Origin of the sequence: Pseudomonas muyukensis (assembly GCF_019139535.1) — a bacterium.
GTDB lineage: Bacteria > Pseudomonadota > Gammaproteobacteria > Pseudomonadales > Pseudomonadaceae > Aquipseudomonas > Aquipseudomonas muyukensis.
The window spans coordinates 1,592,984-1,618,443 of sequence record NZ_CP077073.1 but is presented as its reverse complement, the minus strand read 5'-3'; the positions used below and the strand labels follow the sequence as shown (position 1 = coordinate 1,618,443).

Here is a 25,460-nt window from a genome sequence, read left to right as displayed (position 1 = left end):
GTCAAGGTCAATCGCTATCCGGCGTGACCACCACGGTGCAGGTGGTGCCGGCCGCCAGCAGGAAGCCCTCCGGCACCTCGTCGATCTGGATGCGCACCGGCACCCGCTGCGCCAGGCGCACCCAGTTGAAGGTCGGGTTGACATCGGCGATCAGCTCGCGGCTCTGCGGGTTGTCACGGTCATAGATACCCCGGGCGATGCTCTGCACATGGCCCTTGAGACGCTCGCCGCTCATCATCTGCAACTCGGCCTGGTTACCCACCTTCACATGCGGCAGCTTGGTCTCCTCGAAGAAGCCGTAGACCCAGAACGAATGCTCGTCCACCACCGCCATCAGCGCCTCGCCGGTGCGCGCGTAGTCGCCGCGGTGGATGTTCAGGTTGGTCACGTAGCCATCGACGGTGGCGACGATCTGCGTGCGCTTGAGGTTCAACTCGGCCGCGGCCAACTGCGCCTGGGCGTGCTGGTAGTCGGCCAGCGCGGCGCTGGCGATGTTGCTGGCATCGTCGCGGTTCTCCTTGGAGATCACCAGGTTGTCCATGTCGGCCCGGCGCTTGGCGTTGACCTTGCGCATCTCCCAGGTGGCCTTGCGCGCGGCGACCAGGGCCTTGGCCTGGTCCACCGCCAGCTGGTAGTGCTCCGGGTCGATGCGCATCAGCACATCGCCCTTCTTCACCCGCTGGTTGTCCAGCACCGGCACGTCGACCACATAGCCCGGCACATCGGCGGCGACGTTGATGATGTCGGCGCGCACCCGGCCGTCACGGGTCCACGGCGTGGTCATGTAGTGCAGCCATAACTGGCGACCGATCACCACGGCAGCGACCAGCACCAGCAGGGTGGCGATCAGGCTGAAGAACTTTTTCATCGAGGGATTCTCACCAGTAGAGCGACAGCGCCAGGGCGCCGAACAGGCAGACGAACAGGCTCAGGCGCAGCAGCGCCGGGTGCCAGAAGAAACGGTAGCCATCCACGCTGGCGATGAACCGGTCCAGGCCCCAGGCCAGGCCCAGGGCGAACAGGAACATCAAGGTCATGGTGGGCATGTACACGCCATGGAAGGCGATCTCGCGGGGCATGGTTTCACGGAGCATCGTGCAGTCCTTTCGCCGGTGCCAGCGGCGACTGTGGGTCGAGCAGGGAGGAACGGATGAAGTGCAGGTAGCTCTGCGCGCGGCGCAGCACCGAGGTGTCGAAGTGCCGGGCGAAAGGCTCGTCGGTGGCCTGCACGCGGCTGATGGCGTGGTCCACCGCCACCAGGGCGCGCTCGTGGTTGCTGGCGCTGGGCTGCAGGAACAAGCGCGCCAGGGCGCGGCCCATCACGCGGATGGCCTGGCGCCAGGGCTGCGACTCGGCATAGGCCGGGTGGATCGGCGCCCGCGCCTGCTCCTTGCGCAGCTCGATGATGGCGTGGCCGATCTCCAGCACCGTGAACATCCAGCCCATCAGTTCGCTCTGCACCTGCGGCTTGCCGGCGGCCAGGCCATAGGCCTGGTGCAGCAGGTCGCGGGTGCGGCTCTCGAACGCCGAGCCCAGGCCACGCAGGCGCCCGCCGATGGCGAACAGCACCTGCTCGCGCAACGCCTGCTCCAGGCGGCTCCACAACCAGCGGCTGTTGGGCGGCAGGATGATCGCCCCGGCGGCGGCGCAGACGAACATGCCGATGACCATGCCGATGTAGTCGTTGATGAAGGTGTAGGGGTTGTAGACGGTCAGGTTGTTGGGCACCGAGCCGATGGCGAAGAACACCAGCAGGCCCAGGCCGTAACCGGCATAGGCCGGGCGCGAGGCGAGGAAGGCGCCGAGCACGAAGACCGGCGCCAGGACCATGCACAGCAGCGCGAAGCCATCGATCCAGGGGAACACGAAGAAGGTCTCGAAGAAGCCGACGAAGGCGCCGATCGCCGTGCCGCAGGCCATCTGGAACGACATGCGCTTGGGGTTCGGCGAGGCGGCCGACAGGCACACGGTGACGGTGGCGATCAGCGTCATCATGGCGCCGCTGGGCCAGTCGCTGAGCAGCCAGTAGCTGCCCAACAGCAACAGCACCGCCGAGGCCCGCACGCCGGCGGCCAACGACACCAGCCAGCTGGTCTGGGCCACATAGGGCTCGTCCCAGTGCTCGCGCTCATGCTTGTGCACGGCCAGCGAGGCGTGGGTCTCGGCGTAGCTGTACATCTCGTCGACGAAGCGGTACAGCAGCTCGAACGCCGTGTGGAAATCGAGCAGGTCGGACTCGCTGGGGCCGGTCTCCAGGTAGTCGGCGCGCAGGCCCCGCACCTGCGCCTGCAAGCCTTCCTTGTAGCTGCCCAGCTCCAGTGCCAGGCGCAGCGCGTCGGCATCGGTGAGGGCGCGGCCAACGTAGGGCTGGAGCAATTGCGCGAGGGTTTCGATACCCGGTTCGATCGCACCGACGATCTGCAGCGGGCCCCGCGCGCGCAGGCGCTCGAGCAGCCGGTGCAGGGCGTTGAAGCGGGTGGTGATGGCCATGAACTCGCTGTTCATGCGCACCAATCGGCCAGAGCGCCGGCGCATGTGTGGGTCTTCGAAGGCCGTGACGTTGCGCAGGCTCTCCAGGCCCACTGCCTCGGCGACGAAACGCACGTTGCTGGTTTCATAGCGGTCGCGCTGGCTGTCGCCGCGCAGGGCCTCGACCACCACCGCGGCGAAGGTGCCGAAGCGCTGGTACAAGGCATTGCGCATGGCGGCGCTGGCCGACTGCGGCAGGATCGCGGCGCTGACGAAGGTCGACACCAGGATGCCCAGGGCGATTTCCAGCACCCGCCACACCGCCGCCATGAACGCCTGGTCGGGGTGCTCCAGCACCGGCAGGCCGATCATCGCCGCGGTGTAGCCAGCCAGCACGAAGCCATAGGCGCGGAAGGTGCGGTAGCGCATGGCGCCGGCCGAGCACAGGCCGACCCACAGGGCCAGGCTGGGCAGGAACAGTTCGGTGTTCTGCGGGAAGATCGCAATCAGCGCGATCATCATCGCCGAGCCGGCCAGGGTGCCGAGCACCCGGTAGAAGCTCTTGGCGAACACGTGGCCGCTTTGCGGCTGCATGACGATGAACACGGTGATCATCGCCGTGCGCGGCTGCGGCAGTTCCAGGCGCATGGCCAGCCACAGGGTGATGAAAGCGGCGGCCAGGACCTTGAAGATATACACCCAGGTGACGCCGTCGGTGCGCGCCCAGGCAAAGAAGCCGCGGCGCCACTCCAAGCTCTGCAGCCAGCGCAGGAGCAAGCTCGGTGTGCTCATTCGGCGTGCTCCGCCGCATCGAAGATGGCCAGGCTGGCCGGGGTTTTCGGTGCGGCCTGGCGCTGTTCGTCCGGCACGTCGCGGCCTGCCTCCAGGCCCCCGCCCAGGGCAGTGACCAGTTCGGCGTGGGCCACCAGGCGCGCGGCCTGGACCTGCTGTTGCACTTGCTGCTGACGGAACAGCAGGGTCTGCGCGTTGAGCACGTTGAGGTAGTCGGTCAGGCCGCGCTCGAAGGCGACGGTGGCAATGTCGTAGGTCTTCTGCGCGGCGGCCACGCTCTGTGCGGCGAAGTGCGCCTGCTCCTTCATCGACTCGCGGCGGATCAACTGGTCGGAGATGTGCTTCAACGCACCGATCACCGTCTGGTTGTAGCGTGCCACGGCCACGTCGTAGCCAGCCGAGGCCACGCCCAGCTGCGAACGCAGGCGGCCACCGTCGAAGATCGGCAGGCTGATGGCCGGGCCGACGTTGTAGTTGAACTTGCGCCCGGTGAGGAACTCCAGCGGGCCACCGCCGGTGGCCATGAAGCCGAGGCTGCCGACCAGGTCGACATTGGGCAAGAAGCCGGCGTGGGCGACGTCGATGCCCCGGGCCTGGGCCGCCACCTGCCAGCGGCTGGCGACCACGTCGGGGCGCTGGCCGACCAGTTCGGCGGGCAGGTTCGACGGCAGCTGCAACGGCGCGCCAAGGGTCAGGCTCGGGCGCTGCAGTTGCGCGCCCTCCCCCGGGCCCTTGCCGGCCAGGGCCGCAAGCTGGTTGCGGGTCAGGGCGATGTCCTCGTTGAGGCTGTCGAGCTGGCGATGGGTCTCAGGCAGTGGCGCCTCGGCCTGGCTGACTTCGAAATGCGTGCCGATGCCGGCGTCGAGGCGGCGCTGGGCCAGGGCCAGGATCTGTTCCTGCTGGGCCAGTTCGGCCTGGACGATGTCGCGCCGGGCGAAGTGCAGGCTGAGCTGGATGTAGCTGCGCACCACGTTGTTTTCCAGCTCCAGCTGGGCCTGGCGCGCTTCGGCGACACGCATGTGCGCCTGGTCCACGGCCTGCTCGCTGGCATTGCGCTCACGGCCCCACAGGTCCAGCGCGTAGCTCAAGCCGATGCTGGCATTGTTATCCCAGGTATTGGCGCCCGACAGCGCGCCGGGGCCGTAGAACTGATCTTCCGGCCAGTTGTGGCGCTTGAGCGTGGCGTTGCCGTTGGCCTGGAGTTTTTCCGCCGACTCGACCACCCCGGCCATGGCCTTGGCTTCACGCACCCGGGCGGCCGCCATGGCCAGGCTCGGGCTGCCGGCCAGGGCCTGGGCGACCCAGCCGTCGAGCTGCGGGTCGGCATAGGCGCGCCACCACTGCTGGGCCGGCCAGTGGGCATCACGCGCGGCCTCGCGGATCGCCTCGTCGGTGGTCAGTTGGTTGGCTTGAAGGGTCTTGCTTTGCGGGGCGATGCCCCAGGTTCCGATACAGCCGCTCAAGGTGAGACAAAGGGCACAGGCACTGAACGCATGGAGCGCTCTGATGTGGCGACGCGGCACAGCTGCGATTTCCCGAGGAAGAGGTGGAGGGGCCGAGCAATTCTAGGGGGCGCGTGGATTGGCGATAAGCGTATATTCCTGCGAATCTTTGTTACCAAAACAGCGATAATCCGGCTTTAGTCGGAAGCGACATCACGTTACTTCATGTCACAATTTTGTCCTCTAAACCGAGAGTGACCCATGGACACCCTGCAAAACATGCGTGCTTTCAGTTGCGTGGCCCAGCTCGGCAGCTTCACCGCTGCCGCGGCGCAACTGGATACGACCACCGCGAACGTGTCGCGGGCGGTCTCCAACCTGGAAGCCCATCTGCAAACCCGCCTGCTCAACCGCACCACCCGGCGCATCGCGCTGACCGAAGCCGGCAAGCGCTACCTGATGCGCTGCGAGCAGATTCTTACTTTTGTGGAAGAAGCCGAGGCCGAGGCCAGCGATGCCCACGCCCGCCCCGCCGGGCAGTTGAAGGTGCACTCGATGACCGGGGTCGGCCAGCACTTCGTGGTCGACGCCATCGCTCGCTACCGCGAGTCGCATCCGGACGTCACCTTCGACCTGACCATGGCCAACCGCGTGCCCGACCTGCTCGACGAGGGCTACGACGTGTCCATCGTCCTGGCCAGCGAGCTGCCGGACTCCGGCTTCGTCTCCCAGCGCCTGGGCATCACCTACAGCATCGTCTGCGCCTCGCCCGACTACGTGGCGCGCCACGGCTTCGCCCACAAGCCCGCCGATTTGCTCAAGCACGCCTGCCTGCGCATGGTCAGCCCGGTGATTCCTTTGGAAAAATGGCTGTTCGACGGGCCCGAAGGCCAGGAGGTGGTCAACATCACTACCTCGCCGTTCCAGGTGAACTCGGCCGATGCGATGAAAACCGCGATCCGCAGCGGCATGGGCGTGGGCGTGCTGCCGATCTACACCGCCATCGACGGCCTGCGCGACGGCAGCCTGGTGCGGATCCTGCCGCAGTACCGCCTGCAGGAGCTGAACCTGTACGCGATCTACCCGTCGCGCCAGTACCTGGATGCCAAGATCAAGACCTGGGTCGAGTACCTGCGCAACTCGCTGCCGGAGATTCTTGCCGCCCATGAGGCCGACCTGAAGACCCATGAGTTACGGGTCGGCAATTGAAAAAGGGCTGCATTGGAGGTGGGGCCAATGGTAGGTTGCTAACCATTGATTCCAGCGTCTGGCAGACAGGGCCATGGGAGGGCTTCGCCCTCCCTCGCGGATAAATCCGCTCCTACAGAAAACAGGTGGGCGCGGATTTATCCGCGATGGGCCGCAACGCGGCCCCCTCTGCGCCCGACTCCGTCCTTGCGCCTTGCAGAGAAGCAGCCCGATGAAAAAGACCGTCCTGGCCTTCAGCCGCATCACCCAGGCCTCAGCCGAGCGCCTGCAACACGACTTCAACCTGATCGTGCCCAACCCCAAGCTGGGCGACATCGCCGCCCAGTTCAACGAAGCCCTGCCCGAGGCCCACGGCCTGATCGGCGTAGGCCGCAAGCTCGGCCGCGCGCAGCTCGAAGGCGCCGGTAAGCTGGAGGTGGTGTCCAGCGTCTCGGTCGGCTACGACAACTATGACCTGGACTACTTCAACGAACGCGGCATCGCCCTGACCAACACCCCCGACGTGCTCACCGAAAGCACCGCCGACCTGGGTTTCGCCCTGGTCATGGGCTGCGCCCGGCGCACCGCCGAGCTGGACGCCTGGACCAAGGCCGGCCAGTGGCAGGCCACCGTGGGCCCGGCGCACTTCGGCAGCGATGTGCACGGCAAGACACTGGGCATCGTCGGCCTGGGCAACATCGGCGCCGCCATCGCCCGGCGCGGGCGCTTCGGTTTCAACATGCAGGTGCTGTACACCGGCAACAGCCGCAAGGCCGCGCTGGAGCAGGAGCTCGGCGCGCAGTACCGCAGCCTGGACGCGCTGCTGGCCGAGGCGGATTTCGTCTGCATCGTGGTGCCGCTGTCCGAGGCCACCCGCAAGCTGATCGGGGCCCGTGAGCTGAAACGGATGAAGCCCAGCGCGTTCCTGATCAACATCGCCCGCGGCCCGGTGGTGGACGAGGCAGCGCTGGTCGAGGCGCTGCAAAACGGCACGATCCGCGGCGCCGGGCTGGACGTGTACGAGAAAGAGCCGCTCGCCGACTCGCCGCTGTTCAAGCTGCCCAACGCCCTGACCCTGCCACACATAGGCTCGGCCACCGCCGAAACCCGCGAGGCCATGGCCAACCGGGCGGTGGACAACCTGCGCGCGGCGCTACTGGGTGAGCGGCCACGGGACCTGGTGAACCCGCAGGTGTGGAAGCACTGAAGCGCGTTCGCCGTTTCCTGCCGGTTGGCGCGCCCTTGTAGGAGCCAGCGTCGCTGGCGAACTGGAGCCAACGCAAGCCTGAGATCTGTGCGCGGCGCTGTTCGCCAGCAAGGCTGGCTCCTACGGGCGGTCAGGTCGCAGACGGCGTAGGAGCCGGCTTGCCGGTGCCATCATCGCGGCGCCTGGTTCGCCAGCAAGGCTGGCTCCTACAGGGGGCGGTTGACGGGAAGATAGCGATCACCGCCCGATGTACTCCCCCAGGGCGCCATCCGTCATTCAACGTGCCAACGCCACGACCTCAGTCCTGGCCTTGGGCTTGCGAAACACCAGCACATTCCCCGCCATCACCGCCACCAGCCCCAGCAACGCCGGCGCCGTCCACTGGTACCCCTCGGCCACCGCCGACACATTCAGCGCCACCAGCGGGAACAGCACCGTGCAATACGCCGCCCGCTCCGGCCCCATGCGCCCGACCAGGGTCAGGTAGGCGGTGAAGGCGATCACCGAGCCTGGGATCACCAGGTACAGCAGCGCGCCGACATAGCGGGTATTCCACTCCATGGTGAAGGGAATGCCGCTGAGCACGCAGTACAGCGCCAGCATCGAGGCGCCATAGAGCATGCCCCAGGCATTGGTGGTCATGGGCCTGAGCCCGGCCTTCTGCTGCACGCTGGACAGCATGTTGCCCGCCGAGAAGCACAAGGTGCCGAGCAGGCCCAGCCCCAAGCCGTACAGGGTTTCACGGCTGGCGGCGTGGTGCGACAGCTCCGGCCAGAACAGCAAGCCCAGGCCGAGCAGGCCCAAGGCGCCACCGCCCAAGACGTTGGCGGCGATCTTCTGGCCGAAGAACAGCCGCGCATTGATGGCATTCCACAAGGTGGCGGTGGAGAACACCACGGCGATCAGGCCGCTGGCGACCCACTGGCTGGCGGTGAGAAAACACAGGAAGTTGACGCAGAACAGGCAAAAGCCCTGGGCCAGGCACACCAGGTGGCCACGCCGGTTCATCGGCTGCAGGCGGCGGGTGAGCAGCAGGAAGGCGAACAGGATCAGCCCGGCCAGGGCAAAGCGGTAGACGATCGACACCGGGATGGCGACCGTGCCCAGCTGCCATTTCAGGGCGATCCAGGTGGTGCCCCAGATCAGGACGGTGAGCAGGTAGAGCGACAGGTTCATGGCGGTCCTCCGGGTGTTGAGCCAAGGGCCGCGTTGCGGCCTTCGCCGGCAAGCCGGCTCCTACGGGGGCGCTGTAGGAGCCGGCTTGCCGGCGAACAACCGAGACGACATGCCCACTGCCAGTTTCCAACGCCCTGGTTGTTCCGGCTTGCACAAACTTGCGCTTTTCCACCCCAGGTAGCTGCCAGCGCGCCCCGCGCGCAGTACGATGGGCGCCAGAGGAACCGCCCATGCCCGCACTCGATCACCTGCAGGTCTTCAACGCCCTGAACGCCTCGCCCCACGCCCGCCTGGAGCTGAGCGCGCACCTGGGCGACGGGCTGGCGGCGGCGCTGTGGAGCAACCGCCACGACGCCCGCGACTACCAGGCCCCCAGCCACCACACCCTGTCCTGCTACATCGCCGAGGGCACCGGCACCTTCCGCCGCCAGCGCCCGGCCGACAAAGGCGCGCCGGACAAACTGTGCGTCATGCCCGCCGGCCACGAGTCGAACTGGGTGATCAACGGCTCGATCCGCCTGGCCCACCTGTACATCAGCGAGGAACAGTTCGCCCTCGGCTGCGCTCGCCTGCTCGACCGCGAGCCCCGGGAGATGCAGCTGCGCGAAGAAACCTTTCTCGACGACCCGCAACAGGCCCGGCGCTTCCACCAGTTGATCCACCTGGACTGGGCCGAGCCCGGCGAACGCCTGCTGGCCAGCAGCCTGGCCCATGCCATCATCGACCATGCCGTGCTGCACCAGGCCGGGTTGCGCGAAGGGCTGAAGCTCAAGGGCGGGCTGGCGCCCCATCTGCGCCGGCAGTTGGTGGAGTACATCGAGACCCACCTCGACCAGCCATTGACCCTCGGCGAGCTGGCGTTGCGCTGCAACCTGTCCGAATACCACTTCGCGCGGATGTTCCGCACCAGCTTCGGCCTGCCGCCGCATCAGTACCTGTTGGCCAGGCGCCTGCACCGGGCCTGCGAGCTGCTGCGCCTGGGCGACCTGGCGCTGGGGCAGGTGGCGCTGCTGTGCGGGTTCGCCAGCGCCAGCCATTTCAGCAACCGGTTCCGGCAGGCGCTGGGGGCGACGCCGGGGGAGTACCGGGCAGCGTTCGCCGGTTGATCCTGGTGTACACGCAACTGTAGGAGCCAGCCTTGCTGGCGAAGGCGTCCTCAAGGTACAGGGCAAGGCTGCGCCTTGCATCGCCAGCAAGGCTGGCTCCTACAGTGCCAGTGCGCTAGAACTCGAAGGTACTCGACAGGCTCACCTGCCGCGCATCGCCGATCGCCACGAAATACCGATTCACCGCCGAGCTGTAGTACACCTTGTCGAACAGGTTCTTCACGTTCAGTTGCAAACGCACCTTGTGCTCGTCGAGCTGGGTCTCGTAGCTGGCGAAGGCGTCGGCGACGGTATAGGCCGGCAGGTCGAAGTCGTTGGTCGCATTCCCCGCACGCTCCCCTACATAACGGGCACCCGCTCCCAGGCGCAGTCGATCACCGCCGAACAAACTGCCGTAGTCGTACACCGCCGACAGCGAGCCGCTGTGGCGGGCGACGTTCTGCAAGCGGTTGCCCTTCAGGTCCGGGTCCTGGGTCACCTCGGCATCGGTGAAGGCATAGGCGCCGATCAGGCTCCAGCGCTCGCTGAGCTGGCCGGCCAGGTCCAGCTCGACGCCACGGGAGCTCACTTCACCGGCGTTGCTGTACAAGGTTTCGCCGGTGTTGCTATCGAAGTTGGACACCAGCACATTGCGCTTGGTGATGTCGAACAGCGCCAGCGTGCCGGAGAGCCGCCCGGGCATGTCGAGCTTGGCCCCCAGCTCCCAGGACTTGCCCTCTTCCGGGGCGACCGACGAGTCCAGCACCCGCCCGCCGGTCAACGGCGCGATGCTGGAGTTGGGCTTGAACGACTCGCTGTAGCTGCCATAGAACGACAACTGCTCGTCCACCTTGTACACGACCCCCGCGTGGGGCACCCAAGCGCGGTCACGGGTATCGGTGTTGGCACTGAACGGGCGGCCACGGCCGGCGTACTGGTCGTACTGCTGCAGGCGCGCACCCGCCACCAGGATCCAGTGCTCGTCCAGGTGCAGGGCATCCTGGAAGAACAGCGCGTCGGTGCGCAGCTTGTCGGTCTGGTCGCTGTCGCTGGCGCGCACGGTGCTGCCTTCGACTTCGCGGCCGTACACCGGGTCGAGGTAGCTGAAGGTCGAGCGGCTGGCCTGGCGGATCAGGTCGGCGCGGTAGACCTTGCGGTCCTCATGGTCGACCCCCACCAGCAGGTCGTGCTGCAGCCCCGCCAGTTGCACGCTGCCGTTAAGGCTGAAGGTGGCGAACTGGTCGCGGCTCATGGCGCCGTGGGTGCCGTCGATACTGCGGGTGAGCGTGCCGCGCGCGTCATTGACGCCGGTCACGCGCACCTGGCTGGCATCGTAGGTTTCGCGGTTGAAGCTGTAGCCGACGTGCAATTTCCAGTCGTCGGCGAGCCGGTGATCGACCTCCAGGCGGTACAGGTCGGAGCGCCCCTGCATGTCGTTGAACGGCTCGTCGAGGCGGCGCGTGGCGGGGATGTCCAGCGGGTGGTTGGTGCGGTTGCTGATGGCCGTGCCGCGGTCGAACGGCGAGAGGAATTCGCGGTGCTCGTAGGCCAGCACCACTTGCGTGTCCTCGCCGTACCAGGCCAGCGACGGCGCCAGCAGCGATTCGCGGTGCACGCCATAGTTGCGCCAGTAGTCTTCGTCCTCATGGTCGACGATCAGCCGGTAGGCGAACGGGCTGTCGCCCAGCGCCCCGGTGCTGTCAAAGCCGCCACCGCTGCCGTTCTTGCCACTGCCATAGGTCGAGCCACGCAGGGTGAGGGCGTTGTACTGCTGCAATTGCGGGCGCTTGCTGACCACGTTGATCACCCCGCCCGGGTCCTGGATGCCATACAGCAGCGACGCCGGGCCCTTGAGCACTTCCACCCGCTCGCTGCTGGCATTGAGCGCGCGGCCCTGCACCAGCGGCATGCCGTCGCGCATGATCGAGCCGTCGCGGTTGTCGCCGAAGCCGCGCTTCATCACAGTGTCGGCGGTGCCGCCGAAGTTGTTGCCCTGGGTGATGCCGCTGACGTTGTACAGCGCGTCGTCCAGGTTGCGTGGCGCCTGGTCGCGGATCACCTGGGCCGGCACCACGTTGATTGCCTGGGGAATCTCCAGGGTCGAACCCTGGCCGCGCATGATCGAGGCGCTGGCCGGCGGCTGGTAGCTGTACTCGTCCATCTGCGAATTGATGGTGGTGGCCTGCAGGTTCAGCGCACCGGAGGTGTCGACAGGTTCCAGGGTCAGGGTGCGGGCGTCGAGGCGGCGCCAGGCCAGCCCGGCATTGCCCAGCAGTTGTTGCAGGGCCTGCTCGGCGCTGAACGTGCCATTGAGCGCGGGCGCCTGTTGCCGTGGCAGTTCCAGGGTGTAGACCACGCTTTGCCCGGTGGCCCGGCTGAAGGCGTTGAGCGCCTGGGCCAGCGGCTGGCTCGGCTGGGCGAAGGCATAGGCCTGGCGCTGCTGCTCGGCCAGGGCCTGGGGGGCCAGGGCCAGGGCGGGCAAGGTGCAGAGCCCGAACCAGAGAGTGACGCAACGCGGGGTGAACTTCATGGACGCTGACCTGTGAGAGGAATGAACGTTTGCGAATGAATCGCACTTCCACTCACTACACGGATGCCGTGATGAAGTACCTCACCCCCCTGCTCAAAATTTTTTGCGCCACTGCGCGATCACCGTAGGAGCCGGCCTTGCCGGCGAACACCGGCACCGCCGGTGCCATCCACCGCGTCGCCGGTGTTCGCCAGCAAGGCTGGCTCCTACAGCACCTGCGTTTGGGGGCTGAATATCAGCGCAACACCGTCAGCCGCCCCAGCAGCGTCTGCCGCGAAAAGCCCAGCACCTTGCCCAGCGAATCCAGCGCCGCCAGCGGCTCCGTCACCGGAAAACTGCCACTGACCTTGCGCTGCGCCAACTCGCCATCGAGCAACAGGATCCGCCCCGGGTAGTAACGCCCCAGGTCCTCGACCACCTGCCCCAGCGGCACCTGGTAGTAATTCAACCACCCCTGGCGCCAGGCCAGCCGCCCCTCGCTGTCCACTGCCTCGACAGCACCGACCACACCCCCGGCGTAGGCCAACTGCTGGTTGGCGGTCAGCTCCCGGGCCTGCTGCCCTGCGGCCGCCGTCACCGCCACCCGCCCGCTGCGCACGGTCACCTGGGCTCCAGCGCCCTGCTTGCGCACGGCGAACTGCGTCCCCAGCACACGCACCTCGCCGCCACCGGCCTCGACCAGAAACGGCTGCCCGGTATGGGTCACTTCGAAGAACGCCGTGCCCCTGAGCAGCCGCACCCGCCGCTCGCCATGGCCAAAGTCCACGGCCACCGCACTGCCAGCATCCAGCGTCAGCTGCGAGCGATCCGCCAGGGTCACCTGGCGCACCTGTTCAGCGCTGCTGTAGTCGGCGCGCAGGTCCTGCAGCCAGGCCTGTGGATGCCAACCCGCCACGCTGCCCACCCCAAGCACCAGGCAAGCCGCAACCGCGAAACGCCGCCAATGCCTGGGGCGACGGGGACGCCGCATCGCCTCCAGGTACTGGCGCAGGCTAGCCTGCTCTTCGGCGGCCAGGCGCGCCGCCGGGGCTTCGCTCAGGCGCCACAGGGCCTCGGCCTGGGCATAGGCACGGCGATGAGCGGGGTCCTCCAGCAGCCAGCGCTTGAACGCCGCGCCATGGGCCTGCTCGGCCTGCTGGTTGATGCGCCCCAGCCAACCCAGGGCGGCGCGGGACTGTTCGGCAGTGATCGGCGGCTCAACATTCATCGACGGGCACTCCCTGGCCGGCGCAGTGGGGACGCGGACTCGGCGATGCTCGCCTTGCACGCTTCGAGGGCGCGCATCATATGCTTTTCCACCGCGCTCTGGGACAGCTGCATGGCCCGGGCGATCTCGCCGTAGGTACAGCCGTGGATGCGGTTGAGCAGGAAGATCTGCCGGGTACGCTCGGGCAAGGCGCGCAACGCCGACTCGATGCGTTGCAGGTCGTGGGCAACTTCCAGCGCCTGCTCGGGCGCCTGGGTGCCGGGCTCGTCGTCGTTGCCATGCAGGCCTTCGGTGGCGCGATCACGCGAACCTTCGCTGCGCAGGTAGTCGATGGCCAGGTTGCCGGCGCTGCGCAGCAGGTAGGTGTCGAGGGCCTCGACCTTGACCTCGGGGCGGCGCCAGAAGCGCAGGAACAGGTCCTGGACCAGGTCCGAGGCGGTGGCTCGGCACCCGATGCGTCGGCTCACCAGCGCCTCCATGCGCGCCCGCTGGGCCAGGAACACCTGGACGAAGCGCGCCCGGCCGGCGTTGTCGGCCTCGGCGTCGATCACCTCTCCCGGCTCGCTCAAGCTGTCACAGCGCCAGCAAGACCAGCAGCGGCCCGAGCAGCAGGCTCGCCGCCGCCAACCCCAGCAACAGGCGAGGTTGATACGGCAGGCCGAACACCCACAGGGTGACCCCGGCCATCAACACGGCGCTCCACTCCACCAACCCCAACGCCCAACCGCGCCCTTGCACGGCCAATACCAACGACAACAGCAGCAAGGCCCAGCCACCCGCGCGCAAGGCACGCAACTGAACAGCCGTTGGCTTGCGCCCGAGCAGCTCGTTGAAATGCTTTTCCATCGCCAGGCACAGCCCGGCAAAACCGGCGAAACCGATCAGCCCGACACTCAGCATCCGCTCGCCTCCACAGCTTTTGCGGCGCGCGGCGCCCGCTTGACCACCGGCTTGGGCGTGCGCAGCATCTTGCCGGCGGCCCAGGCCAGGAACAGCCCAGTGCCTAGCGCGGTCAGGTCGAAACCGGCCATGGCCCAATCGCCCACGGCGATAGAGTGGTTCAGGCCCTGCCCGGTGGTCAGCGCGTTGAGCGCGGGCAACAGCGCGAATGCCAGCGCGCCCAGCGCCAGTTGTTCACCCCAGGCGCGGCGCCCGGGGCGTAGCAGCGCATGCAGCAACGACAGCCCCCAGGCCAGGAAGAACCCGTTGATCTCCCAGTCGGCGCGCCCAGCCTGCGTCGCCGGTAGCAAACGGTTGACCCAGAAGAACGCCGCCACGGCCAGCATCAGGCCGCTCATGCTGGCGATATTGAGCACCTCCACCAGGCGCAGCTCGCCCGGCATGCGTGCGCTCTTGGCGTGCTTGAGCTGGCGCTTGCCCAGCCACATCACCAGGCCCGTGCCGATCACCGCGGTGCCGGCCACGCCAAAGACGAAGTACAGCCAGCGCAACCAGGGTCCGGCGAAGTTGCCCATGTGCAGGCCGACGAAGGTGAACGAGGTCAACATCGCCGCGCTTTCCGCCGCGCCCTGGGTGAGCAGTGCGCCGCTGGCGCCGTCGAAGGTCCAGTTGGCGCTGCGCCGGTAGGCCACGCTGTCGGAAGACGCGCGGTTGAAGGTGACGCGGGCGTTGCGGTCGCCGGGGTTCTGCACCTGGATGAAGCCCAGCCGCGCGCCCGGCGCCTGGGCCTGCAACTTGCCGTACAGCTCGGCCAACGGCACCAGCGGCGCGGCCTGGGCCGCCGCCTTGGGCGCCTGGTCGCGGCCGAACACGTCGCTGAAGTAGCGGTTGCTGTCGCCATAGCTGGCCATGATGCTGGCCGGCATCACCATGTACATGAAGATCACCAGGCTGCTGTAGCTGATCATCAGGTGGAACGGCAGCACCAGCACGCCGATGGCGTTGTGCCCGTCGAGCCAGGAGCGCTGGCCCTTGCCTGGGCGGAAGGTGAAGAACTCCTTGAAGATCTTCTTGTGGGTGATGATCCCGGTGACCAGCCCGAGCAGCATGATGAACGCGCAGAAGGTCGCCAGCCAGCGGCCCCAGGGGTGGGGCATCTGCAGTTGGAAGTGGAAGCGATAGAAGAACTCGCCGCCGCGGCTGTCGCGGGCCTCGACTTCCTGGCCGCTGCGCGCATCCAGCGTCTTGCTGACGAAGCCCCGTCGCCCGCCGGCCTCGGGGTCGCGCCAGCCGACGCTCAACGCCGCCTCGCGCTCGCTGGGCAGGCGGATGAACCAGCCGCTGGCGTGCCCGGCGTTGGCCTCCAGGTAGCGTTGCGCCGCCGTCAGGCTGGCTGCGGGATCGAGCGCGTGGCTGCGGATTTCCGGTTGGGTCCAGTGGCTGATCTCATCCTTGAAGTACGACAGCGTCCCGGTCAGGAAGATCGCGAACAGCAGCCAGCCGAAGATCAGGCCGGTCCAGGTGTGCAACCAGGCCATCGCCTGGCGGAAGCCCTCTTTCATGGCAGTTTCATCCAGTAGGCCAGGCCGTTGATCGCCCCCAGCAGCACGCTCGGCAGCAGCACCCCCAGCCAGGCGCGCCAGGCGCTGCGGCAGGCGAAGCACCAGAGGAAGGCCAGCAGGTAGAACACGAACGACAGCATCATGCCGGTCATGGTCGCGTCCACCTGGCTCATGGGCGCCAGCAGGGTGATGCAGACACTGGCCATGGACGCCAGCAGGTACCCGCCCAGCAGCGCGGCCAGGCTGCGTGAGGTCACGGCCAGGCGATAGCTCAGGGGAAGACCGACGGCTTTGCGGTTCATGGCGGAAGTCCGAGGAATGGGGTTGCAATAGTAATGATTTCAATTCTCATAAGCAAAACCCCTGTCGGACCTGCAGGAGCGGCTTCAGCCGCGATCACCCGCGAAGCGGGTGCCCTGCACCGGTTGGCTTCATCGCGGCTGAAGCCGCGCCTACAAGGATCCCGACCCTCCTTACGTCGCCAGCAATTGCCGAACATCGGTCGCATGAATACAATGCGAACAATTCTTACTTCCAGTTGCGCTAGCCAGCGCCGGAGTCGCATCGGTGCCCAGCGCCCTCTCTTCCACCGTCGAAGGCCTCTATGTCGCCCACCACAGCTGGTTGACCGGCTGGCTGCGCCGGCGCCTGGGCTGCCCACAGAGCGCCGCCGACCTGGCCCAGGACACCTACGTGCGCCTGCTCCAGGCCCGCGAGGCGCCACAACTGATCGAGCCCCGCGCGTTCCTCGCCACCGTGGCCAAGCGCGTGCTGTGCAACCACTTGCGCCGCCAAGAACTGGAGCGCGCCTACCTCGAGGCCCTGGCCCAGGTGCCCGAGCAACTGGCGCCGAGCGAAGAGGACAAGGCGATCATCTTCGCCACCCTGCTCGAACTCGACCGCCTGCTCGACGGCCTGGCGCCGCTGGTCAAGCGCGCCTTCCTGCTGGCCCAGGTCGATGGCCTGGGCCAGGGCGAGATCGCCCGCGAGCTGGGTATCTCGCTGGCCACCGTCAAGCGCTACCTGAACAAGGCAGCCCTGCGCTGCTACTTCGCCCTGTGAACACCCGCTTCTCGCCACAGATCGCCGAGCAGGCGGTGCACTGGCTGATCGAATCCCAAGGCGAGGCCTTCGACCAGCATCAGCGCCAGGCCCTGGAGCGCTGGTTGCAGGCCGACAGCGAGCACCAGCGCGCCTGGGCGCATATCCAGCAGGTCAACCAGCGCCTGCGCGGCGTGGTCTCGCCGGTGGTCCACGCCACCTTGCAGGCACCGCCCTCGCCGGCCCGGCGCCGGGCGCTCAAGGCCCTGCTGCTGGTGGGCGTGGCCAGCGCCACCGGGCTGGGCCTGCAACAACACAATCCACTGCCCGGGCTGATGGCCGACTACCGTAGCCCAGTGGGCCAACGCCGACGCCTGAGCCTCGAGGACGGCAGCCAGTTGCACCTGAACACCCGCAGCGCCGCCGACGTGCGCTTCGATGGCCAACAGCGCCTGGTACGCCTGCGCGAAGGCGAGGTGCTGCTCGACGTGGTCGAGGAACCCCGCCCGCTGCGCGTGCGCACGGCCGAAGGCGAGCTGCACCTGGCTCGGGGCCGCTTCGATATTCGCCAGTTCGACGGCTTCAGCCTGGTCTCGGTGTTCAGCGGCCAGGCCAGCGTCGCCGGCCAACCCCTGCTGGCTGGGCACCAGGCCCGCTTCGCCCAGGGTGGCTGGCAGGCCATCGCGCCCCTGGACCCCAACCGCGCGGCCTGGGTGGACGGCATGCTGGTAGTGTCGCAGATGCGCCTGACGGACTTTCTCGCCGAGTTGTCGCGCTACCGGCTCGGGCAACTTGCCTGCAGTGAGCGGGTGGCCGATTTGCGGATCTCCGGCTCGTATCCGCTGGAAGATAGCGAGCAGGTCCTCGACATGCTCGAAGTGGCGTTGCCGGTACGGGTGCGGCGCTTCACCCGTTACTGGATCAACGTGGAAGCCGCCACCAGTTGAACAGGCGCGGCCTCCCCCTGTAGGAGCCAGCCTTGCTGGCGAACAGCTCCACGCACGGATCCCTGCGTTGGCTCGGTTCGCCAGCAAGGCTGGCTCCTACCGAGCGCGTGATGCAAAAAATGTTTAATCCGCCTGAGCCATTTCCCGAACCTCGCGTGACAGAGAAGGCAGAACCCCTTGTCACAGGACTTGCGCCACATGCACCCCAGCTCCCTCGCCTACGCCCTGATCCTCGCCGCGCCGATCGCCCTGGCCGCCCCCCGCGACTACCACATCGCCCCCGGCACCCTGGAACAGGCCCTGAACCAGTTCGGCCGCGAAAGCGGCGCGCTGATCTCGTTCAGCCCGGCCATCACCCAGGGCCTGAACAGTCCGGGCCTGGAGGGGCAATACGAAATCGGCCAGGGCCTCGACACCCTGCTGCGTGGCAGCGGCCTGCAAGCCCGCCAGGAAACCGACAACGCCTACAGCCTGCAACCGCTGCCCACTGGCGGCAACGGCACCGCCGTCGAGCTGGGCGCCTCGACCGTGGTCGGCGACTGGCTGGGCGAGGCGCGCCAGGACAACGTCTTCGATCACCCCGGCGCCCGCGACGTGGTGCGCCGCGAGCAGTTCGAGCGCAGCGGCGCCGCCAATGCCCGCGAAGTGCTCAACCGCATTCCCGGGGTCAACGCTCCGGAAAACAACGGCACCGGCAGCCACGACCTGGCGCTGAACTTCGGTATCCGCGGCCTCAACCCGCGCCTGGCCTCGCGCTCCACCGTGCTGATGGACGGCATCCCGGTGCCCTTCGCCCCCTACGGCCAGCCGCAGCTGTCGTTGGCGCCGATCAGCCTGGGTAACATGGACGCGGTGGACGTGGTGCGCGGCGGCGGCGCGGTACGCTATGGCCCGCAGAACGTCGGCGGCATCGTCAACTTCGTCACCCGCGCCATCCCCGAACAGGCCACCTTCAAGGCGGCGATGCAGAACCAGATCAGCCCGTCTTCGAGCCAGGATGGCCTGAAGAACAGCGCCAACCTGCTGATCGGCGGCACCAACGCCAACGGCCTGGGCGGCGCCCTGCTCTACTCCGGCAGCCGGGGCAGCGACTGGCGCGAACACAGCGACACGCAGATCGACGACCTGATGCTCAAGGGCAAGCTGCAACTGGACGAGGCCAACAGCCTGCACGCCATGGCCCAGTACTACGAGGGCGAAGCCCAGATGCCCGGTGGCCTGAGCGCGGCCGACTTCGACGCCGACCCGTACCAGTCGACCCGCTTGAAGGACAAGTTCTGGGGCCGCCGCACGCTGTTCAACTTCGGCTACGACTACCAGCAGGACGACCGCCAGTTCAGCGTCAACAGCTTCTTCACCAAGACCCTGCGCAGCGGCTACCTCGACCAGGGCAGCTTCGTCTCGCTGTCGCCCCGCGAGTACTGGGTGCGCGGTATCGAGACCCGCTTCTCCCAGGGCCTGGCCCTGGGCGACAGCTGGCACGAGCTGGGCATCGGCTACCGCTACGTCAACGAAGCCGGCCACGAACTGCGCTACCGCGAGCCGAGCAACGCCAACCGGCTGCCCACCACCAACAGCCGCAACGACCGCGACACCCGCGGCAGCACCGAGGCCCACGCCCTCTACCTGGACGATCGCATCGACATCGGCCGCTGGACCATCACCCCGGGCATCCGCTACGAGATGATCGACTCCGAGCAGAGCAACAAGCTCAGCGGCCAGCGCTACCAGGGCAGCTACAACACCGCGCTGCCGGCGCTGAACGTGATGTACCACCTGACCGACAACTGGAACCTGTACGCCAACACCGAAGGCTCGTTCGGCAGCGTGCAGTACAGCCAGATGCCCAACCGGGTCAGCAGTGGCGAGGTGAAGCCGGAAAAAGCGCGTACCTGGGAGGTGGGCACCCGCTACGACAATGGCGACCTGCAAGCGGAGATCGGCGCGTTTCTGATCAATTTCGACAACCAGTACGAGAGCAACCAGACCAACGACTCGGTGATCGCCCGCGGTGAAACCCGCCACCAGGGCATCGAGACCAGCCTGCGCTACGCCCTCGACGGCCTGAGCCCGGCCCTGGCCGGTTTCGACGTGCATGCCGGCTACGCCTTCGTCGACGCCACCATTCGTGAGGATGGGCCGAACAAGGGCAACCAGGTGCCGTTCTCGTCGCGCCACAAGGGCACCCTGGGGCTCGGCTACACCCAGGGCCCGTGGCAGTTGAACCTGGACAGCAGCTTCCAGAGCAGCCAGTACGCCGACAACGCCAATACCGGTGCCGAGAGCGCCGACGGCAGCACCGGGCGCATTCCGGGCTACATGCTGGTGAGCACCCGTGCCGGCTACGACTTCGGGCCGCAGTTGTCGAACTTGAAGGTGGCGGTGGGGGTGAAGAACCTGTTCAACCGCGAGTACTACACCCGCTCGTTCGATGACAACAACAAGGGCAAGTACGTGGGTGAACCTCGCACTTTATACCTGCAAACCTCGGTCGAGTTCTGATCGACGACAAGAAAAGCCCGGCGATCGCCGGGCTTTTTGCAACAGGAAATTTTTCTTCGACAGGGGCTTGAATTCGTCGCGCCGATGCCTGACCTTAGAGTCAAGAGGCGCAGAAAACCCAACGCCCTCAGTGGCCTAGGCACGCCTCTGGCGAGCAAGCTGAATAAGGATTGAATCATGCAAATCCAGGTCAACAGCAGCAACCACATCGAAGGCAACATCCGTCTCGACCAATGGGTGCGCAGCACCCTGCAAAGCAGCCTCGAACGCTACGAGGACGACCTCACCCGCATCGAGGTCCACCTGCGCGACGAGAACGGCGCCAAGCCCGGCCCGCATGACAAACGCTGCCAGATGGAGGCTCGCCCCAAAGGCCACCAACCGATTTCCGTGACCCACACCGCCGCCTCGCTCGACCAGGCGGTCGACGGCGCCGCCAGCAAGCTGAACCACGCCCTGGAACATTTCTACGGCAAGCTGCGCAGCAAGCGCGGCGCCCTGGAACTGAGTGATCCGGACGCCTGAGCCAAGCAGCTGTCACACACCAACGCCCGGCCTTGCGCCGGGCGTTTTCGCAATTCACCGATCAACGGCCCTGAACCAACCTCGAACGCGCCCGGTCAATCTGTGCAGTCATTCAAGGCAGAACCCGACCATGAACAATCCTTTCGACCAGATCAGCGCCGCCTTCGCGCCTGAGTACCGCGTCAACCTCAGCATCGAGCGCCTGGACGGCAGCATCATGCTGACCCTGTCGGACGACAGCGGCGTGGTCGCCAAGCGCCTGATCAGCCAAGCCCAGCGCAACGATCCGGTGCGCCTTGGCCGGGTCATCGACAGCATCCGCCTGGGGCTGGCCATCGAGCTTGGCCAGAACCCTGTGCAAGTGCTGGCCGCACTGACCCGCAGCCAGCCCGACGAACGCCGCTTCCCCGCCGCCGGCCTGGCCAACTGAGGCCTACTTGCCCTCGTCCACTTCCTTGCCACTGGCATCCAGCGCCTTGGTCGACGGGTAGCGGTACGAGGCGTAGCGCACCACCAGGATGGCGAAGGCCAGCAACAGGATGCCACCGCACACGTACAGCAAGCCGACATCCGGCGCCTTGTGGTGCGACACGTCGCCGATCAGCAGGCGGGTCAGCGCGGTGATCGCCACGTACAGCAAGAAGCGGATCGGCATGTGGTTGGTCTTGAAGTAGATCCCCACCATCGCCCCCAGCTCCAGGTAGATGAACAGCAGCAGGATGTCATCGACGCTGACCCCGCCCTTGCCCAGCATGTCCAGGAAAGTCACCACCGCCGCATAGGCGGTGATCGCACCAATGCCGAACAGCGCCAGGTAGTGGAAGGCCTCCACGCACAGGTTGCCCAGCGAGTCGGCCGAGCCATGCAGGCCCTTGCGCAGTTTTTCTGCCCATTTGATGTTCACGATGTTCGATATCCCCGATACGGCTGAAGGTCTTGTGGCATGCAGTTAAAGGGCCAGGCCCTTGCCTTGGAAGGCGGCCGATTGCCGCAGGGCACCTGTGGGCTACGCTGTTTTTCAGCATAAAAGGCCATCATTGCGGTTGCAGGACGATGGCTTGAGCCTGTACTGTATAAAAATACAGTTGTTAGCCAACCCAACCAAAAAGGCACAGAGGTGATGAATGGCCGTCGAAGTGGTGTACCGCAGCAGCCGCGATCCGGAGCGCCTGTTCATGGATAAGGCCGAAGCAGACCGTCACGACAAGATGCTCGAGCTGGCCGAGCGCCTGGCCGAGGTGCTGCACAAGGCGGTGCCGTCGCTGAGCGAGCAACAGGTCGAGGAGGCCGGTATCTACATGGCCAAGAACCGCGATGTCTTCGCCCGTGCGTTCAAGAGCCAGCCCGATGCACTGTCGGAGCTGCTCGAAGGCGCCGCGGCCGAGTAAATCGCCAGGCAAGCCCACTGCCACGCCCCTCGTTCATCAAGGCGGCCAGCGTGGCAGCAGGCTTGCCCGGCGATTGGGCCATCAGCCATACAACAATCTTTCCGCCAGCATCTGCGCCACCCTGGCCGGCGAGCGCTTTTCCGCCTGGGCATGGGCAAAAACCTCGGTCAGCCGCGTGGGGATCCGCGCCAGGTGCGCGGTGATGGTGCCCACGGCTTCCCCACGGTGGGTCAACGCCACATAGATCAACCCACCCGCGTTGATCACGTAGTCCGGCGCGTACAGGATCCCCCGGCTCTCCAACTGATCCGCCACCTGCAAGGTGGTCAACTGGTTGTTCGCCGACCCCGCCACCGCCGCACAGCGCAATTGCATCACACTCTGGCCGTTCAACACCGGCCCCACGCCGCAGGGCGCGAAGATATCGCAGGGTGTGCTGACCAAGGCCTCATGGGCCACGGGCTGGGCATTGAACTGCTCCACCGCCAGGCGCACCTTGCCCGGGTCCAGGTCGCTGACCAGCAATTCGGCCCCCGCCGCATGCAACTGTTCAGCCAGCGCATAGCCCACATTCCCCAACCCCTGCACCGCCACCCGCAAGCCTTCCAGGTTGTCGCTGCCCAGGCGCGCCATCGACGTCGCGCGGATACCGGCGAACACGCCCAGCGCCGCGTGGGGCGAAGGGTCGCCCGAGGCGGTGGTGCTGGTGACGTGAGGGGTGGACTGGGCGATGCAGTCCATGTCGAGCGTCGAAGTGCCACTGTCCACGGCCGTGATGAAGCGCCCTTGCAGCGTGTCGACGAAGCGACCGAAGGCTTCGAACAGCGCCGCGCGGTTTTCCACATGCGGGTTGCGCACGATCACCGCCTTGCCGCCGCCCATCGGCAGCCCGGCCAGGGCGGCCTTGTAGCTCATGCCCTGGGCCAGGTGGATGGCATCGGTCATGGCGCTTTCGTCATCGGCATACGGCAGGTAGCGGCAGCCGCCCATGGCCGGGCCCAGCTGCTCGCTGTGGATCACCACCACCGCCTTCAGCCCCGTGGGCGGGTCGATGAACAGGTGCAATGATTGGGCACGGGTACTTTGCATGAGCGCGAACATCGACGGGCTCCCCCGACAGGTGCTGCTACCAGTATAAACAGGCCAGGCCCACCCGCCGCGCCAGCGGACCACTGGACGAAAAGCCGCGCCAGGGCTACAAGTTAAGCGTGATGGAGAGGTCCCATGAACCCACGCCAAGCCTGCCTGGCCTGCCTGGAACGCGAGCCGGTCGCCCTGCTGGAAGCCGCCCTGTGGATCGCCGCCGAGCACGACCGCGAGGTCGAGCCCGCGCTCGGCCTGGCCCACCTGCATGCGCTGCAGCGCGAGGTCAGCGCCCAGTTGCCGATGCTGCCGCTCAACGAACTGGCCCAGCCGCTGTTGCGCCAGCTCAACGCCCTGGGCTTCCAGCAGGATGAGTACCACCCGCTGCGCCCACAAGCCGCGCTGATGGACAAGGTGCTGCAACGTCGGCGTGGGCAACCGCTGCTGCTGGCCATTCTCGCCCTCGAGCTGGCACGGCGCCTGTCGATCCCGCTGGAGGGGGTCAACTTTCCCGGCCATTTTCTGTTGCGCGTGCCCGGCGCCGACCACCTGCTCGACCCCTGCGGGGGCCGTCGCCTGTACCCTGCCGATTGTCGCGAGCTGCTCGCCCGCCAGTTCGGCCCGCAGCTGCCGCTGAACGCCGAGCACCTGCGCGCGGCCACGCCCATGCAGATGCTCCAGCGCCTGTCGCGCAACCTGCGCCAACTGCACAGCAGCAACGACAACGACCTGGCCGCGCTGGTCGACGCCGAGCGGGTGATGCAGCTGGGGCCGGTACAGGTCAACGACTACCTGGCCCGCGCCACCCTGTACCAGCACCTGGACTGTCCCCAGGCCGAACGCTTCGACCTGGAGCATGCCCTGCTGCTCAGCGACGACCCGCTGCAGCGCCTCAAGCTCGGCGAACGCCTTGCCCAACTGCCCAGCGGCAAACGCTCAATCCATTAGCGCCTGGCCCTTGACCGCCACTTCGCGCGGCCGTGGCGCACGCACCTGGCTGACCAGCAGGGCGCCGAGCAGTGCCGGCACGGCGCAGAAGTAGAAAATCTGCTCCACCGGCATGTGCAAGGTCAGCAGCAGGCTGCCCAGCAACGGCCCGAGGATCGAGCCGAAGCGCCCGACGCCCAGCGCCCACCCGGTGCCGGTGGCACGCACCTGGGCCGGATAGAAGTTGCTGACGAAGGCATTGAGGGTCAGTTGCCCGCCAATGATGCAGAAGCCGGCGGCGAACACGCAGGGCACCAGCCAGCGCGGATCGTCGTGGTTCAACCCCACCAGCACGCTGAACAACGCCGCCCCCAGCAGCACGCCGGCCAACAGGCGCGCCTTGTTGACCATGCGGTCGGCGCACCAGGCCATGCACACCGCACCCAAGGTGCCGGCGAACAGGAACAACGAGGTGACCAGGTTGGCCTGATTCAACGCCAGGCCACTGTCCTGCAACAACGACGGCAACCAGCTGATCATGAAATACAGCAGGATCAGGCTGACGAAAAAGGTGCTCCACAGCAGCAAGGTCGGCCGGGCGAAGCCACCCCGGAACAACGCCACCACGGTCAGCTTGCTGTCCGCCGGTTCGTCGACGCCACGCTGCGCCAAGGGCACCTGCCAGCCCGGCAACAGGCGCTTGGCGATGCGCTGCAAGCGGGCATACGGCGGCGCATCGCGCAGCAGGCGCGGCAGCGACTCGGGCAGCAACAGCAGCAAGAACGGGAACAACAGCAAAGGCGCCACGCCGCCGGCGAGGAACACCGCCTGCCAGCCGTAATGATCGATGAAGCCTGCCGCGACGAAGCCCCCGGCAGCACCACCCAGGGAGAAACCGCAGGCCGCCAGGGTGACCATCAGCGTGCGCAGTCGAGGCGGCGCATAGTCAGCCATCAGCGCCATGGCGCTGGGCATCGCGCCGCCCATGCCGATACCGCAGAGAAAGCGCGCCAGCATCAGGCTGTCGAGGGAAGAGGCGAACACCATCAGCAGCGTCAGGCTGGCGTACAGCAGCACGCAGCACAGCAGCACCCGGCGCACACCGAAGCGGTCGGCCAGTGGCGTCACCGCCAGCGAGCCCAGTGTCAGGCCCAGCAGGTTGGCGCTGAACACCGGCCCGAAGGCAGCCTTTTCCAGGCCCCAGTCCTGGGCCAGCGCGGGGATCACATAGCCCAGCACCTGGGCGTCATAACCATCGGTGACCAACAGCAGGATCAACAGCAGCAGCAGGCGCCACTGGTAGGGTGACACCGGGCGCGCGTCGAGCGCCGCGCGAAAGCTGGCTATCTGGTTGTGCATCGCAAGGTACCTGTCTGTTGTTTTTATTGTTTTGCCGGGTTCGTGACGTATTGAAACCAGCCGAACACTGGTGGCGCCTACACATCGCAACCTGCGAATCCCCGTAGGAGCCGGCGTTGCCGGCGAACAC

Annotated in this window: 24 protein-coding genes; 10 read left to right on the top strand and 14 right to left on the bottom strand. The window is 66.9% G+C overall.

Annotation, left to right across the window (positions count from 1 at the left end; genetic code table 11):
* Positions 1-7 precede the first annotated feature (7 nt).
* From KSS95_RS07335 to KSS95_RS07320, 4 genes are read right to left on the bottom strand one after another with little or no spacing between them, the layout of a single operon-like run.
* Positions 8-868, bottom strand: coding sequence for an efflux RND transporter periplasmic adaptor subunit (locus KSS95_RS07335; RefSeq protein WP_217852903.1), 861 nt, complete (start codon positions 866-868; stop codon positions 8-10).
* A 10-nt stretch (positions 869-878) separates the two neighbouring features.
* A complete protein-coding gene (locus KSS95_RS07330; RefSeq protein ID WP_028689551.1) occupies positions 879-1,079 on the bottom strand; it encodes a DUF1656 domain-containing protein in 201 nt (66 codons plus the stop codon).
* Between the two features lie 4 nt (positions 1,080-1,083).
* Complete coding sequence (locus KSS95_RS07325; protein WP_217852901.1) at positions 1,084-3,261, bottom strand: FUSC family protein; 2,178 nt, start codon at positions 3,259-3,261, stop codon at positions 1,084-1,086.
* Positions 3,258-4,784: an efflux transporter outer membrane subunit gene (locus tag KSS95_RS07320; protein ID WP_217852899.1), complete on the bottom strand. Its 1,527-nt coding sequence runs from the start codon at positions 4,782-4,784 to the stop codon at positions 3,258-3,260. Before KSS95_RS07320 ends, KSS95_RS07325 begins: the two co-directional genes overlap by 4 nt.
* Positions 4,785-4,964: 180 nt before the next feature.
* On the opposite strand from KSS95_RS07320, the gene KSS95_RS07315 reads away from it, so the two are divergent.
* Together KSS95_RS07315 and KSS95_RS07310 are read left to right on the top strand one after the other, a co-directional pair.
* Complete coding sequence (locus KSS95_RS07315) at positions 4,965-5,912, top strand: LysR family transcriptional regulator (protein ID WP_217852898.1); 948 nt, start codon at positions 4,965-4,967, stop codon at positions 5,910-5,912.
* A 211-nt stretch (positions 5,913-6,123) separates the two neighbouring features.
* Positions 6,124-7,098: a 2-hydroxyacid dehydrogenase gene (locus tag KSS95_RS07310; protein WP_217852896.1), complete on the top strand. Its 975-nt coding sequence runs from the start codon at positions 6,124-6,126 to the stop codon at positions 7,096-7,098.
* Between the two features lie 276 nt (positions 7,099-7,374).
* Here KSS95_RS07310 and KSS95_RS07305 read toward each other — a convergent pair whose 3' ends face one another.
* Complete coding sequence (locus KSS95_RS07305) at positions 7,375-8,274, bottom strand: DMT family transporter (RefSeq protein ID WP_217852894.1); 900 nt, start codon at positions 8,272-8,274, stop codon at positions 7,375-7,377.
* A 230-nt stretch (positions 8,275-8,504) separates the two neighbouring features.
* On the opposite strand from KSS95_RS07305, the gene KSS95_RS07300 reads away from it, so the two are divergent.
* Positions 8,505-9,380, top strand: coding sequence for a helix-turn-helix domain-containing protein (locus KSS95_RS07300; RefSeq protein WP_217852892.1), 876 nt, complete (start codon positions 8,505-8,507; stop codon positions 9,378-9,380).
* Positions 9,381-9,495: 115 nt separating this feature from the next.
* Here the strand turns inward: KSS95_RS07300 and KSS95_RS07295 are convergent, their stop codons facing one another.
* The 6 genes from KSS95_RS07295 to KSS95_RS07270 form a co-directional block, all read right to left on the bottom strand.
* The gene (locus tag KSS95_RS07295) at positions 9,496-11,889 is read right to left on the bottom strand and encodes a TonB-dependent siderophore receptor (RefSeq protein WP_217852890.1); all 2,394 of its coding nucleotides are present in this window, start codon (positions 11,887-11,889) and stop codon (positions 9,496-9,498) included.
* 235 nt (positions 11,890-12,124) lie between these two features.
* Positions 12,125-13,096, bottom strand: coding sequence for a FecR family protein (locus KSS95_RS07290; protein ID WP_217852888.1), 972 nt, complete (start codon positions 13,094-13,096; stop codon positions 12,125-12,127).
* A complete protein-coding gene (locus KSS95_RS07285) occupies positions 13,093-13,665 on the bottom strand; it encodes an RNA polymerase sigma factor (protein WP_217852886.1) in 573 nt (190 codons plus the stop codon). Before KSS95_RS07285 ends, KSS95_RS07290 begins: the two co-directional genes overlap by 4 nt.
* Before the next feature lie 4 nt (positions 13,666-13,669).
* Entirely contained in the window at positions 13,670-13,996 is a 327-nt protein-coding gene (locus KSS95_RS07280; RefSeq protein ID WP_217852884.1) for a DUF3325 domain-containing protein, read from the bottom strand.
* Positions 13,990-15,558 carry a PepSY-associated TM helix domain-containing protein gene (locus KSS95_RS07275; protein WP_217852882.1) on the bottom strand — a complete coding sequence of 523 codons (1,569 nt, stop codon included), beginning with the start codon at positions 15,556-15,558 and terminating at the stop codon, positions 13,990-13,992. The genes KSS95_RS07280 and KSS95_RS07275 overlap by 7 nt, the downstream gene beginning before the upstream one ends.
* A complete protein-coding gene (locus tag KSS95_RS07270) occupies positions 15,555-15,860 on the bottom strand; it encodes a DUF3649 domain-containing protein (protein ID WP_217852881.1) in 306 nt (101 codons plus the stop codon). Before KSS95_RS07270 ends, KSS95_RS07275 begins: the two co-directional genes overlap by 4 nt.
* Positions 15,861-16,125: 265 nt before the next feature.
* Between KSS95_RS07270 and KSS95_RS07265 the strand changes: the two genes are divergently transcribed.
* The 5 genes from KSS95_RS07265 (at position 16,126) to KSS95_RS07245 (ending at position 21,003) form a co-directional block, all read left to right on the top strand.
* On the top strand, positions 16,126-16,620 hold the full coding sequence (locus KSS95_RS07265) for a sigma-70 family RNA polymerase sigma factor (protein ID WP_217852879.1): 495 nt from the start codon (positions 16,126-16,128) through the stop codon (positions 16,618-16,620).
* Positions 16,617-17,546, top strand: a complete 930-nt coding sequence (locus tag KSS95_RS07260; protein WP_217852877.1) for a FecR domain-containing protein — start codon at positions 16,617-16,619, stop codon at positions 17,544-17,546. The genes KSS95_RS07265 and KSS95_RS07260 overlap by 4 nt, the downstream gene beginning before the upstream one ends.
* Positions 17,547-17,744: 198 nt before the next feature.
* Positions 17,745-20,048, top strand: a complete 2,304-nt coding sequence (fecA, locus tag KSS95_RS07255; RefSeq protein WP_217852875.1) for a TonB-dependent Fe(3+) dicitrate receptor FecA — start codon at positions 17,745-17,747, stop codon at positions 20,046-20,048.
* Positions 20,049-20,225: 177 nt separating this feature from the next.
* On the top strand, positions 20,226-20,573 hold the full coding sequence (locus tag KSS95_RS07250) for an HPF/RaiA family ribosome-associated protein (RefSeq protein ID WP_134691200.1): 348 nt from the start codon (positions 20,226-20,228) through the stop codon (positions 20,571-20,573).
* A gap of 130 nt (positions 20,574-20,703) precedes the next feature.
* Positions 20,704-21,003, top strand: coding sequence for a DUF3509 domain-containing protein (locus KSS95_RS07245; RefSeq protein WP_217852873.1), 300 nt, complete (start codon positions 20,704-20,706; stop codon positions 21,001-21,003).
* A 3-nt stretch (positions 21,004-21,006) separates the two neighbouring features.
* Here KSS95_RS07245 and KSS95_RS07240 read toward each other — a convergent pair whose 3' ends face one another.
* The gene (locus KSS95_RS07240; RefSeq protein ID WP_031315617.1) at positions 21,007-21,477 is read right to left on the bottom strand and encodes a phosphate-starvation-inducible protein PsiE; all 471 of its coding nucleotides are present in this window, start codon (positions 21,475-21,477) and stop codon (positions 21,007-21,009) included.
* Positions 21,478-21,697: 220 nt separating this feature from the next.
* Here KSS95_RS07240 and KSS95_RS07235 point away from each other — a divergent pair, with 220 nt between their 5' ends.
* Positions 21,698-21,961: a YebG family protein gene (locus tag KSS95_RS07235; RefSeq protein WP_217852871.1), complete on the top strand. Its 264-nt coding sequence runs from the start codon at positions 21,698-21,700 to the stop codon at positions 21,959-21,961.
* A gap of 81 nt (positions 21,962-22,042) precedes the next feature.
* Here the strand turns inward: KSS95_RS07235 and KSS95_RS07230 are convergent, their stop codons facing one another.
* Entirely contained in the window at positions 22,043-23,062 is a 1,020-nt protein-coding gene (locus KSS95_RS07230; protein WP_217852869.1) for a Leu/Phe/Val dehydrogenase, read from the bottom strand.
* A gap of 123 nt (positions 23,063-23,185) precedes the next feature.
* On the opposite strand from KSS95_RS07230, the gene KSS95_RS07225 reads away from it, so the two are divergent.
* Positions 23,186-23,992 (top strand): SirB1 family protein, encoded by an 807-nt coding sequence (locus tag KSS95_RS07225; protein WP_217852867.1) that lies wholly within the window; start codon positions 23,186-23,188, stop codon positions 23,990-23,992.
* On the opposite strand, the gene KSS95_RS07220 is transcribed toward KSS95_RS07225, so the two are convergent.
* Complete coding sequence (locus KSS95_RS07220; RefSeq protein WP_217852865.1) at positions 23,981-25,330, bottom strand: MFS transporter; 1,350 nt, start codon at positions 25,328-25,330, stop codon at positions 23,981-23,983. The two genes, KSS95_RS07225 and KSS95_RS07220, sit on opposite strands and share 12 nt — an antisense overlap.
* Between the last annotated feature and the right edge of the window lie 130 nt (positions 25,331-25,460).